Genomic DNA, 12,165 nt, shown 5'->3' with positions numbered 1-12,165 from the left:
CTTCGCTGCTCGTGCAGAGCGCTGGCGGTTATCTGGCGCGCCGGGTTAATCGCCGGCCGCAGCACCGCTGATCCGCGTCAGGCGGCGAGCTTCGACCGCCGCAGCGTTTCCGAAGGCAGCTCTGAGAAATGGCGCTTATAGTCGAGCGAGAACTGGCTGAAGTGCCAGAAGCCGTACTGCACGGCGACGTCGTAGACTGACGCATCCGTGCCGCGCTTGAGGTCGCGCCGGACGCGGTTGAGCCGCATCGCGCGCCAATAATGCATCGGGCTCGTGCCCAACACCTCCTGGAAGCAATAGCCGAGCTTGCGCGGACTGGCGCCGACCGCCTTGCAGACCTCCAGCAGCGAGAGCGAGCGGTCGCCGCTGCCGTGCATCAGCGCGCGGGCGCGGTCCACGGTGTGCTTGCGCGCCAGGGCGCTGCGGCCGGGATCGGCAGGGCGCGCCGTGGGCAGCATATCCATGATCTCGACGAGGAGCGCATCCTCCAGCGCCTGCCGGGCGGCCGGATCGTCAAAACGTTCGGGCGCGGTCGTGATGGTTTCCTGGATCGCGGCAAGATGGGTACGCAGCCGTGCGACCGGCGCCTCCGCCATCTCCATCGCCAGCAGTTGGTGCCAGACCGAACGCGGCAGCTCGATGCCGAGGTTGGCGGCAAGCTCCTCGATCAGAGCCACGCCGGTCACGACACCGCGGAGTTCAAACGCCTTCGGCGTGCACATGTCGACCTCGGCGTCGATGCAGGCGATCACTTGTTTGCCTGCAACGCTGGTGCCATTGCAATTGACCTCGCCATCGCCGCGCCAGGGCAGGCCGATGCCAAAGCTGTCGGCACCAAGCTGGCCGTATTGGCGGACCTGCTGGCTGGTGATCTCGCGGAACACATCGACGCGGGGGAGCGAGAGCTGGGTAAAGCTGCCGGAGAATGCGCCGGCGCTGATCTGGTCGTAATTCAGCCGCCAGCGGCCGAGCGCTGCGCAATGCTCGTCAACATCGGTGCTGCTCGCCTCGAACAGGTTTGCAGCCGAGTCTTGAATCGGAAGAATTGCGCTTAAGTCCATAATAATACGTCGGAATTTACAAGCCGGACAGCGAGCAAGGGCCGCGCCAGCTTGGCACGGCCCCGGGCGCTGTCCAGCAAAATATTGCGGGATCTCGATAACGCTCAGCGCGGCCGCTGTGCAGGCTGGCTCATTGCCATTCCCGGCAGCGAGGCCGGGCCTTGCGGAGGGATCGAGATGCGACCGACCGAGATCATGCGCGGCAGCCCGCCCGCGCCCGAGGTCCAGGTGACCCGCGCCAACTGGCGCAGTTTTCCCGCGATACGCTGGGGCTTCACTCACGTTCGCGAAGTGCTGCCGACCGCCGACATCCGCCGCTCCGCCCGACCGACGCCCATGCCGAGCGCGCCGCGCGAGTTGGCGAAGCTTGGCTTCACCGCGCCCGACGGCAAGGCGACCACGATCGAGGCGACGCTGCGGGAAACCTTTGCCGATGCGCTGCTGGTGATGCATCGAGGCACGCTGATCCACGAATGGTACGGCGACGGCATGAGCGTGATCACGCCGCACCTGATCTGCTCGATCAGCAAGGCGATCGCCGGCACGCTCGGCGGCGTACTTGCCGCGCGCGGCCTGGTCGATCCGGAGGCGAGGGTGGTGCGCTACATCCCGGAGCTCGAGACTTCGGTCTATGGCGGCTGCACGGTGCGCAACCTGCTCGACATGGCCGTCGCCATCCAGTTCGAGGAGGACTACGAGGACCCCGCCGGCGACGTCGCGCGCTACCGGTTCTCTTCAGGGTGGGACGTGCCGCCGCCTGGCGTCGAGCCAGGCCATCAACGGGCCTATCTCGCCACGCTGCGCGGCACCGGCAAGCCACACGGCAAGGTGTTTCACTACGTCTCGACCAACACCGAGGTGCTAGGCTGGGTCTATGAGCGTGCCTGCGGCATGCCTTACCACCGCATCCTCTCCGACTATCTCTGGCAGCCCTTGGGTGCCGAGGAGGACGGCTCGCTCACCCTCGACAGCCACGGCATGGGCCGCCTCGCGGGCGGTATCTCCGTGACCGCGCGCGATCTGCTGCGCTTCGGCGAGATGATGCGCAATCGCGGCGTGGTGGAGGGGCGGCAGGTGGTGCCGGGCTGGTGGATCGACGATATCAGAGAGAACGGCGATCCCAAGGCCTGGGCCGACGGCGACCTCGCCGAGTACTTCCCGGGTGCGCGCTACCGCAGCAAATGGTTCACGATCGACCCCTCGCGCAATGCGCTGACCGGGATCGGCATTCACGGCCAGCACCTCTATGTCGATCTCGATTCGGATACCGTCATCGTCAAGCTCGCGACGCAGCCCAAGGCGATGGACGTCCCGATCGACCAACGCTGGTTCGCGGCCTTCCGCGCCATCACGACACATCTCGCTCCACGCTGATTTCTGGACATCACGATGCTCGATACCGCCAAAGCCAAATCGCAGGCGCAGAGCGCGACGCTGCATCCGCTCGATCCGCTGACGGCGGAGGAGATTACCGCGGCCTGCACGCTGGTGCGTGCAGCAGCCGTCTCGCCGGAAAGCTGCCGCTTCCCGACTGTGCGGCTGGAGGAGCCTACCAAGCAGGAGTTGGCCGCAGGCAGCGTGCCGCGCCGCGCCTTTGCGCTGACGCTCGACGTGATGACGGGCGAAGCGACCGAGCACATCGTCGATCTCGCAAGCAAGGAGATCGTCGGCCGCAAAGTCATTCCGAACCGCGAGGCGCCCTTTGGACAGCCATCGGTCATGCTGGAGGAGTTCTTCAAGTGCGAGGCCGTGGTCAAGGCCGATCCCGGCTGGCGTGCGGCAATGGTTCGGCGCGGCCTCACGGACAAGGACATCGAACTGGTCCAGGTCGACCCGTTTTCTTCAGGCTTCTTCGACTATGAGTACGAGCGCGGTGCGCGCATCGTTCGTGCCGTCAGCTTCTTCCGGGAGTATCTCCAGGACAACGGCTACGCCCATCCGATCGAGGGCGTCGTTGCCGTCGTCGATCTGATCGGCGGCAAGGTCATCGACCTCACCGACGAGGATCCGGTCGTGCCGATCCCGCGCAAGAAGCGGAACTACGGTGCGCACGAAGTCACCAATCCGCGCACCGACATCAAGCCGCTGCATATCGAGCAGCCTGAGGGCGCGAGCTTCAGGGTCGATGGCTGGAAGGTCGACTGGCAGAAATGGAGCTTTCGCGTCGGCTTCACGCCGCGCGAGGGACTGGTGCTGCACCAGCTTGCCTACCAGGACGGCGACCGGAAGCGTTCGCTGATCCATCGCGCCAGCGTCACCGAGATGGTGGTGCCTTACGCCGATCCGACCGCGAACCATTTCTGGAAGTCGGCGTTTGATGCCGGCGAATACGGGCTCGGAATACTCGCCAACGCGCTCGAACTCGGCTGCGACTGCCTCGGCAATATCCACTATTTCGACGTGCCGGCCGCCGACAACAAGGGCGAGCCCTTCGTCATGCAGAACGCCATCTGCTTGCATGAAGAAGACTATGGAATTGCGTGGAAACACTACGAATTCCGCAACGGCCTGTTCGAGGTCCGGCGTTCAAGGCGCCTCGTCATCTCGTTCTTCGCGACCGTCGGCAATTACGACTATGGCTTCTACTGGTATCTCTATCAGGACGGAACGATCCAGTTAGAGACAAAACTCACCGGCATCATCCAGACCGCCGCCGTGCAGCCGGGCGAGAAGTACAAATGGGGCGGCATGGTCGACGACAATCTGGGCGGCCCCACGCATCAGCACTTCTTCAACGTGCGCATGCACATGGATCTCGACGGCGGCGGCAACACCGTCAGCGAGCACGAGTTCGTGCCGCGGCCCTGGGGACGCGACAATCCGCACGGCAACGTGTTCGACACGACGACGCGCGTATTGTCACGCGAGTGGGATGCGGCGGCCATTGCCAATGGCGAGAGCGGCCGGTTCTGGAAGATCAGCAACCCCAACGAGACCAATTCGGTCGGCAATGCGCCCGCGTACAAGCTCGTCGTCAATCCGAGCCCATTGATGCTGGCGCAGGAGGGCAGCTACGTGCGCAAGCGCGGAGGTTTTGCCACCAGGCATGTCTGGGTCACCGCCTTCGACGCGGCGGAAAAGTACGCCAGCGGCGATTATCCCAACAACCATGCCGGGGGCGACGGCCTGCCGCGCTACGTCGCGCAGAACCGCAGCATCGAGAATACGGATATCGTGTTGTGGCACTCGTTTGGCCACACCCATATCTGCAAGCCCGAGGATTTTCCGATCATGCCGGTCGAATATGCCGGCTTCACGCTGAAGCCGACCGGTTTCTTCGCAGCAAACGCCGCCGGCGACGTTCCGCCTGATCGTAACAGCCGCAGCGTGCTGGCCAGCGATCAGACCCGCGCCGGCGCCGGCAGCGGGTCGTGCTGCCACAAAGGCTAGCCGGCCGTCGGCAGGGCGCCCCGCCGGGATGAACCTTCCGGACCGACAACGCCACCAAGACTGAAGATCGCTCCCGGCCTTCAGGACGTCGCAATGAGATTGCTCGCCTTGCTCTGCCTGCTCGCCTTCGCGGCGCGCGTAAACGCGGCGTCTCCCGAGCAGCACTATCTCGACCTGCGCGACCGCTACATTGCAAAGTTCTCGAAGGCCCAGGAAAGCGACGAGACCTCTAGGCAGCACGATGCGGCCCTCAGCGAGTTGACAGGGATACTGCGTGGCTTTGTCGGTCCCGTCACGATCAAGGGGCTCCCGGCCGATGGCCAGTCGAACGTCGACACGCTTTTCAAGGAGGACATCGGGTTCGGCCATCTCGACGGGCTCGGCTTTGCCACCGAAGGCGACAAGCAGCAGGCCGTGGTGACCACGACCTCGCTGCTCAAACACTGGCTGCGCGAGCACGGCAAGGACGGCATGCCGCAGGAGATCGATGCGGCGTTCCGATCGGATCGCTTCTACTATCAGGCCATCCAGGACGCGGCCTTCGCCAAATATGCAGAGTTGCCGATCACAAAGCCGGCGTCCGTCAGTGCCGCAGTGGCCGTGCTCGGCGTCCGCGGCAATGGTGATTTGAAGGGACCGCCGCACGAGATCGATGTGGTCGCGATCCAGGGCGATAAGGTCTATTACCTCGCCGCAAGCGGAGCCGTGAAGACGGCCGAGATCGCGGCTTGCGAAAGGATATGGAAGCAGATGATGGCCAGGAAGGTCCCGCAGGATTCCATGGCTAGGGAAGATCAGGCGATGGATGCCTACACGAAGTGTTTCGCCAGGGAAGCACCAAGCCAGAGCTGGTTCGCTGCGACCGTCAGGAAGGCGCAAAGCCAGCTGGAGCAATTGCCGTTGCGCTAATCGATGCGGTGTTTCCAAAGGTCCTGCGCGGCGTCTACGCCAGACGATCTGGCCCTTCATGATTGGGCAGCTGATCGTCCTGTTCGGGATGGTATTGTTCCCCGGACTGGTGACGATTCCGGCAAAATGGTTCGCGGCTGGTCGTAGCGAAAAACAATTGGAACGGAGCAGGGCAATGGCCGCCAAAATCATGATCCTCAACGGGCCCAATCTCAATTTCCTCGGCATCAGGGAGCCGCATATTTACGGTCGGACGACGCTCAAGGAGATCGAGACGGGCTGCCAGGCGATGGCCGACCAACTCGGGGTCTCGCTCTCGTTCCATCAGTCCAACATGGAGGGCGAACTCGTCAGCCTGATCCAGTCCGCGCACGGCACGGCGGACGCGATCATCGTCAACCCGGCCGCCTATTCCTTCACGTCGATCGCGCTGATCGATGCGCTGAAGATCTTCGAGGGCGTGAAGATCGAGCTGCATATCTCGAACATTCACGCCCGCGACGAGTTGCACCGCCACTCGATCACGTCGAGCGCCTGCACGGCCGTGATTTGCGGCCTCGGCCCGTATGGCTATCTCGCCGCGATGCTGGCGGCCGTTCAGCGGCTCGGACAATTGCCCGCAACCATCCCGCCGGCTCTGCATGGGCTCGCGGCGGCGGGCAAAGCATGAGCAGGAGGGCGATGCGCGGATCGGGATTTCTCGCCATCTGGAGCGACGTCGCGGCGCAGCACCTGACCGACTATCGGCACCGGCTGATGCGCGGGCACATCTATCAAGCGACGTTCGCATTCGATGCCCGTATCGCCGATTTCGGCTGACGGCTTGGTCTCAGTGACGCTGGTCCGCGCGCAAAGTCTCCAGATAGGCCACGATGGCTTCGATCTGAGATTCGGAGAGCCTCGGATTCGGCATGGCCTGATCCGGACCGAGGCGCCGATGGCTTGACGTCAGGAACTGCCGGAGGCCGTCGGCGGAGAACGAAGGTCGGCTGACGATCTCCGGAAAGCCTGGTGGTGGTGGACGGAAGGCAGGCGTGTCCCTCACGGTATCAGCGACGAGGTGGCACGTCCCGCAAGATGCATTGGCAAGCGCACGGCCCTCGGACACCTGGTCGACGAACAACTGATTGGGGACGGGTAGGGTGAGCGGGATCTGCATGACGATCGAGGCATATCCGCTGCTCCGATGGCACCCGTTGCACTCGTTTGTCAGGGCGCCATACGACGCCATGAACGCGGGAACGTCCTTCGATTGGAGTGCCTTGCGCACGGCCCGAAGCCGTTCCTGAACCCGATCGGCTTGCGACGGGTCTGCCAACAATTTGCGCGCCGCTTCGAGATTCGCCCCGATCTGTTGAACCTCGTAGTCCGCCAGGTGCCAATTGCTCAGCTTGCCCGCAAACCATAATTTCGCGTGCTGAAGCTGGAGTTTGGTCATGAGGTCGGACAGTGCGACAGACACGTCTGCCGGGGCCGCAGCGCTGGAGGCGAACAGCGTGACGAGGATCCAAACCAACAGAACCGTTCGCATGCGCATGATCGAAGTGTTCCGATTTCAGCGGTCAGGATGGCACCGCGGCCTGTTCCGGACTTGATCCTGATCAAGACATCATCTGCCACGGCAAATACTTCTTGCGTCTCTCGGAGAGAAAGACATGCGCGCACACCACATCATGTCCCGACGCGTCGTGACGATCCGGCCCGACGCGCCGATCGCCGATGCAGTCAAGGTGATGCTTGCCCATCACATCAGTGGCCTGCCGGTCGTGGACGAGGCGGGGAAACTGGTCGGCATCCTCTGCGAGAGCGACTTTCTCAGGCGGGCCGAAATCGGGACGGAGCACGTGCGCAACCGATTGCTCACGATGCTGCTCGGTACCAATCGAATCGCAGGTGAGTTCGTGAAGGAACACGGAGGCACGGTCGAGGAAGTCATGACCCGCCAACCGGTCTCGACCACTGAGCAGGCGACGCTTGCGGAGGTCGCGGACTTGATGGAGCGGCGGCATTTCAATCATGTTCCGGTCATGCGTGACGAGCGTATCGTCGGCATCATCACCCGATCAGACTTCCTGTCCGCAATTGCCGGTCCGCTGACGAGCGCTTCCGGCTACGCCAGGGATGACAATCGGGTCCGCCGGTCCGTTATTGCCGCACTGGCCGGAATACCGTGGCAACCGGTCTGCCTGAACGTCAGCGTGAAGGATGGCACAGTCACCCTGCGTGGCGTCGTCAAGGCAGGAAACGCGCGTAGGGCAGTCATCGTGACGTGCGAGAACGTTCCAGGCGTTCGGAGGGTCGATGACCGCCTTTGTGTCCAGTCCGAACAACCCGATCCCGAGGAGGATTACGGCGGAGGCGACTTCGTGTCGCTTCAGACGGAGCCGTCCACCCTCGATGACGAACCCCTCTAGTCAAAGCGAAAGCCGCCATCGTTCAGAGCCGCGCTCGCGAATTTACCTACCAGCGCGACGCTTTCTGGACGGCACGGTACGCCTGGCAAAGCTGCCGATCGACGAGGAAAAGAACGCGATCTCGAGCACTCCGTAGAGCGCGAGCACCATCAGCGCCTTGATCGCTTCGTTGGTCATTTGGGTATCCTCCACCAGATGGGATCTAGATCGGATGCTTCTCCAGTCGGGTCATTTCGGCAAGCGCATGGCCTGAATGAGGCTGGTACACGGTCCGGGCCGCCGTCACTCGCGCATTGACGTCCGGGTGTGCCATGCGGGCCGTCAACGACATCGCCATCATGGCGATGCTGCCGACAAGCACCAATACGACCACCTTCAGGTGGGTCGTCTTATCTACGGTGTAGATCGAGTGATTCACTGCGGGCTCCATCGTAAACGACCCGAATGCGTGCTGGCGATCTGCTTCTAACGCATCAGTCGGACGACTGAAATTCGGGCCCGTCACCTAGGGAAATATCCGTAGCGCCGCACGCAACAAGGCGCGGGGGCTCGCGCCCGACGTTCACGGGAAGGTTCCGAAACGGCCGTGCCGAACCTTGAGAATCCTCAAATCGCGCCAAACCGCTGTGGTTAGGCTCTCCGAGCAGCGTCACTCGGATCGTCGGAGGCGTCTCTCATGTCGCGTAGCTCCTTCTACCATTCTCTCAAATGGACAGGCGTGTCGGCGCTGAGTCTGGCGCTCGTCCTTGGATCCGGGGTCTGCCGAGGCAATGAATTCTACGGGGAACACACAGAAGCGTTTTCGACCACGAACCTTGCGCCTCTCGTGAAACGCATCTCGCCAGCCGTGGTGGGAATCCGGGCCTGGGGTGTGCGATCGGAGTCGCGGATCTTTGATCCTGAAGCCGGATTCCCCGATCCTCCCGGGCTGCGCGAACGGCAGGGAGCGGGTGTCGTCGTGGATGCCCTGGCAGGTTTCATCGTGACCGCAAATCAGCTGGTCGCCGGTGCGACCGTCGTAAAGGCTCAGCTCCAGGATGGGCGAGCGTTGGACGCCCTCGTGCTCGTGCGGTCCGATCGAGATGATGTTGCGCTGCTCCGGGTGGAGCCCGACCATCTTCGCGCGATGACGCTCGATTATGCCGGTGCGCTCGACGTGGGAGACCCGGTGCTGGCGATCGGCAATCCCGGTGATTGGGGACAGAGCGTGACACTTGGAATTGTGTCGGCCTTGCATCGTTCGTGCCCGGGCATTGCCAATACCGATCTGATCCAATCGGACGTTCGCGTCAGCCAAGGGAATGCGGGCGGCGCGCTGGTCAACATGCAGGGGAAGCTGATCGCGGTGGTCCTCGCACGACGGAGCGGGTTTGCGTTCGCAGTGCCGGTCGACGCGGTCAGGAAGCTCTTTGTGGCCGCGCAGTAATGGACCATTGCGCGTCATCCGAGGCGAGACTGCGAATGTAGTCCCGCCTCGGCAATGTCGCTCAGGCGGCCTTCACGTTGATCGTCTTGGCCGACTTCTGCGCGTCCTCGGTCTTCGGAAGCGTAACCTTGAGGACGCCGTTCCTGAAGGTCGCTTCGATCTTATCGGCGTTAACGCCGTCGGGCAGGGTGAAGTACCGTTCGAAAGTGCCATAGCGGCGTTCGGAAACGTAATAGTCCTTCTTCTTCTCCTCGCTCTCTTCCCGTTTCTCGGCCTTGATGGTCAGGCCGCCATTGGCCAGCTTGATGTCGATGTTCTTTTCATCCAGGCCCGGAAGCTCCGCCGTGATTTCATACGCGTTGGCGCTTTCGACGACATCGACCGCCGGCGCCGAGATCGACTTGGCAAGTTCGCGTTCGAGCCATGCAGGAGACCGGAAAGGCCGGTTCCAGAAGCCGTTGCCGAACTCGTCGAAGATCTGGTCGATCTCGCTCCTCAATGCCTGAAACGGTCGCCAGGTCTGTCCAGTGACTGTCGGCGACGTTGCAGATTTCGTCACGGGTAATTTGGTCTCGTTTGCCATGATCATTTCTCCTGAGAGGCTTGACCATCTTGGTCGCCGGCAAGCGTACTCACGGTCGGCGATGCGAAAATTGATCTTGCTCAATCTGGAGCGGCACTCGCAACCGTTCCTGCGTTGACTTAGCGCAATCTGCTCAGACTGCTGTCGCGGTAAACGCCCAAAAGACCCCGGTACCATTGCGGCCGACGTCGATGGGAGGAGCAGGTGGAGTCCGAACAGATTTCCCGCAAGCAGACGATAGCGATGGCCCTGATCTTCGCGGGCGGCATGCTGCTCGTGGTGCGGCAGTTCATGTTCACTGCCTACAACTCGATCGAGACCATTCCCTACAGCCAGTTTGAGCAACTGCTCGCCCAGGACAAGCTCGTCGAAGTGACCGTCGGTCCGGATACGATACAGGGAAAACTGAAGGAACCGCTCTCGAGCGGAAAATCAGCCTTCGTGACCGCACGGGTTGATCTGGCGCTGGCCGAAAAGCTTGCGGCAAAGGGCGTGAGCGTGACCGGCGTTCCCGCAAACAGCGGGCTGCAAAACCTGCTATCCTGGATTTTCCCGGTCATCGTCTTCTTCGTCATCTGGTTCTGGCTTGGGCGGAGCATGGCCGGGCGCCAGGGTTTCGGCGGACTGATGTCGATCGGGAAATCGCACGCCAAGGTCTATATCGAAAAGGACATCAAGGTCACCTTCGCCGATGTTGCCGGCGTCGACGAGGCGAAGTTCGAGCTTCAGGAGGTGGTGTCGTTTCTGAAGGATCCCAAGAGTTACGGCCGCCTCGGGGCCCATGTGCCGAAGGGAATTTTGCTGGTCGGGCCGCCGGGGACTGGAAAGACGTTGCTTGCGCGCGCGGTTGCGGGCGAGGCCGGTGTCCCATTCTTCTCGATCTCGGGCTCTGAATTCGTCGAGATGTTCGTCGGGGTCGGCGCGGCGCGCGTTCGGGATCTGTTCGAGCAAGCCCGCAAGGCCGCCCCGTGCATCATTTTCGTGGACGAGCTCGACGCGCTGGGACGCAGCCGCGGGCCGCTGTCGGTTGGCGGTTACGACGAGAAAGAGCAGACGCTCAACCAACTCCTGTCGGAACTCGATGGATTCGACCCAAGCGCAGGCGTGATCCTGCTCGCAGCCACCAATCGCCCCGAAATCCTCGATCCTGCCCTGTTGCGGGCCGGGAGATTCGATCGGCAGGTCCTTGTGGACCGGCCGGACAAGACTGGACGCGTTGCCATTCTCAAGGTGCACGTCCGTAAGATTCAACTTGGCAAGGATGTCGACCTCGACAAGGTCGCAGGTCTCACGACCGGATTCACCGGAGCTGATCTCGCCAACCTCATCAACGAGGCCGCCATCGCTGCGACCAGGCGAAGCGGCGAAGCGGTGTCGTTCGCCGATTTCGTCACGGCGATCGAACGGATCGTGGCCGGGGTCGAAAAGAAGAGCAGGGTGCTCGGCAAGGACGAACGGCGAAGGGTTGCATATCACGAAATGGGACATGCCCTTGTCGCGGCCAGCCTGCCCGGCGTCGATCCCGTGCAGAAGGTGTCGATCATTCCACGTGGAATCGGAGCGCTGGGGTACACCATCCAGCGACCGACCGAAGACAGGTTCCTGCTCACGGCCGGGGAGTTGAAAAACCGCATCGCCGTGCTGATGGGAGGACGCGCGTCGGAGCGCCTGATTTTCGACGGGGCCATTTCGACCGGCGCCGCAGATGATCTTCAGCGAGCGACCGAAGTCGCCATCGAGATGGTGACCAAATACGGCATGGACGAGACGGTCGGCCAACGCACCTACGCGCCCAAACCGCAAACCTTTGTTGCGGCCCCCCAGGATATGGTCGTTGCGGCCGCGGAAGCCACCGGCCGAGAGATTGATCTTGCCGTGCGGAACCTGGTCGAGGAGGGCGAGCGTTGCGCCCACGATATCCTGCAACGGCGGCGTGCCGATCTCGAAGCTGGTGTAGAGCTATTGATCGCAAACGAAACGGTGACGTCGGAACAGTTTGCCCCGTTGGTCGGCAAGAGTGCCCAGCGAAGCGAATCGGTTGCCGCCTGATCCGCCGTATGGATCGCCCGAGGCGACATGGCGTCCGTCCTTCTTGCTTCGAAGGAACCCTCCAAGCAACTTGCTGCCGGCTGGACCGGCCAACCGGCTGATGGCTTGCTCCGTCACGTCGCTGAAGAACGGGGGCTCCGCAAGGCGGATGGTCCCGACGACGTTGATACTTCTCACGCCAATTGAGTCCTGCGTAGCAAAATACATAGTGAAATCAGTGGCTGGTCCATCGAGCATATCGAGTCCCGGAACCTCGAATTCCGAGTCCACGGCCTACCGGCTCGCTCCAATTTTGAGTCCACGGCATGGTCGCTTAAGCCCTTGAAAACACGA

General features: G+C 62.5%; 13 protein-coding genes. 8 read left to right on the top strand and 5 right to left on the bottom strand.

All coding sequences use genetic code 11. From position 1 onward, the window contains the following. Positions 1-77: 77 nt before the first annotated feature. Positions 78-1,061 carry a helix-turn-helix domain-containing protein gene (locus QY049_RS02980; RefSeq protein WP_301268853.1) on the bottom strand — a complete coding sequence of 328 codons (984 nt, stop codon included), beginning with the start codon at positions 1,059-1,061 and terminating at the stop codon, positions 78-80. A gap of 177 nt (positions 1,062-1,238) precedes the next feature. On the opposite strand from QY049_RS02980, the gene QY049_RS02975 reads away from it, so the two are divergent. The 5 genes from QY049_RS02975 (at position 1,239) to QY049_RS02955 (ending at position 6,179) form a co-directional block, all read left to right on the top strand. Continuing rightward, complete coding sequence (locus tag QY049_RS02975; RefSeq protein ID WP_301268852.1) at positions 1,239-2,435, top strand: serine hydrolase; 1,197 nt, start codon at positions 1,239-1,241, stop codon at positions 2,433-2,435. A gap of 15 nt (positions 2,436-2,450) precedes the next feature. Then, positions 2,451-4,451 (top strand): primary-amine oxidase, encoded by a 2,001-nt coding sequence (locus tag QY049_RS02970; protein WP_301268851.1) that lies wholly within the window; start codon positions 2,451-2,453, stop codon positions 4,449-4,451. 93 nt (positions 4,452-4,544) lie between these two features. Continuing rightward, positions 4,545-5,360 carry a hypothetical protein gene (locus QY049_RS02965; protein ID WP_301268850.1) on the top strand — a complete coding sequence of 272 codons (816 nt, stop codon included), beginning with the start codon at positions 4,545-4,547 and terminating at the stop codon, positions 5,358-5,360. Between the two features lie 175 nt (positions 5,361-5,535). Then, positions 5,536-6,030 (top strand): type II 3-dehydroquinate dehydratase, encoded by a 495-nt coding sequence (locus QY049_RS02960; RefSeq protein WP_301268849.1) that lies wholly within the window; start codon positions 5,536-5,538, stop codon positions 6,028-6,030. After that, entirely contained in the window at positions 6,027-6,179 is a 153-nt protein-coding gene (locus QY049_RS02955) for a hypothetical protein (protein WP_301268848.1), read from the top strand. Before QY049_RS02960 ends, QY049_RS02955 begins: the two co-directional genes overlap by 4 nt. Before the next feature lie 10 nt (positions 6,180-6,189). On the opposite strand, the gene QY049_RS02950 is transcribed toward QY049_RS02955, so the two are convergent. Further along, positions 6,190-6,897, bottom strand: a complete 708-nt coding sequence (locus QY049_RS02950) for a c-type cytochrome (RefSeq protein WP_301268847.1) — start codon at positions 6,895-6,897, stop codon at positions 6,190-6,192. Between the two features lie 118 nt (positions 6,898-7,015). Here QY049_RS02950 and QY049_RS02945 point away from each other — a divergent pair, with 118 nt between their 5' ends. Further along, positions 7,016-7,774 (top strand): CBS domain-containing protein, encoded by a 759-nt coding sequence (locus QY049_RS02945; RefSeq protein WP_301268846.1) that lies wholly within the window; start codon positions 7,016-7,018, stop codon positions 7,772-7,774. 42 nt (positions 7,775-7,816) lie between these two features. Here the strand turns inward: QY049_RS02945 and QY049_RS02940 are convergent, their stop codons facing one another. Both QY049_RS02940 and QY049_RS02935 read right to left on the bottom strand, forming a co-directional pair. Continuing rightward, positions 7,817-7,951, bottom strand: a complete 135-nt coding sequence (locus QY049_RS02940) for a hypothetical protein (RefSeq protein ID WP_256442382.1) — start codon at positions 7,949-7,951, stop codon at positions 7,817-7,819. A 25-nt stretch (positions 7,952-7,976) separates the two neighbouring features. Continuing rightward, complete coding sequence (locus QY049_RS02935; protein WP_301268845.1) at positions 7,977-8,192, bottom strand: hypothetical protein; 216 nt, start codon at positions 8,190-8,192, stop codon at positions 7,977-7,979. Positions 8,193-8,450: 258 nt separating this feature from the next. On the opposite strand from QY049_RS02935, the gene QY049_RS02930 reads away from it, so the two are divergent. Beyond that, a complete protein-coding gene (locus QY049_RS02930) occupies positions 8,451-9,200 on the top strand; it encodes a trypsin-like peptidase domain-containing protein (protein ID WP_301268844.1) in 750 nt (249 codons plus the stop codon). Positions 9,201-9,261: 61 nt separating this feature from the next. Here the strand turns inward: QY049_RS02930 and QY049_RS02925 are convergent, their stop codons facing one another. Continuing rightward, on the bottom strand, positions 9,262-9,783 hold the full coding sequence (locus tag QY049_RS02925; RefSeq protein WP_301268843.1) for an Hsp20/alpha crystallin family protein: 522 nt from the start codon (positions 9,781-9,783) through the stop codon (positions 9,262-9,264). Positions 9,784-9,987: 204 nt separating this feature from the next. Here QY049_RS02925 and ftsH point away from each other — a divergent pair, with 204 nt between their 5' ends. Beyond that, the gene (ftsH, locus tag QY049_RS02920; protein WP_301268842.1) at positions 9,988-11,832 is read left to right on the top strand and encodes an ATP-dependent zinc metalloprotease FtsH; all 1,845 of its coding nucleotides are present in this window, start codon (positions 9,988-9,990) and stop codon (positions 11,830-11,832) included. Positions 11,833-12,165: the final 333 nt, after the last annotated feature.

The sequence above is a fragment of the Bradyrhizobium sp. WYCCWR 13022 genome, assembly GCF_030435535.1.
In the GTDB taxonomy this organism is placed as follows: domain Bacteria; phylum Pseudomonadota; class Alphaproteobacteria; order Rhizobiales; family Xanthobacteraceae; genus Bradyrhizobium.
Note: the sequence above shows the minus strand (reverse complement) of the source record. Positions and strands in the feature narration are given on the sequence as shown.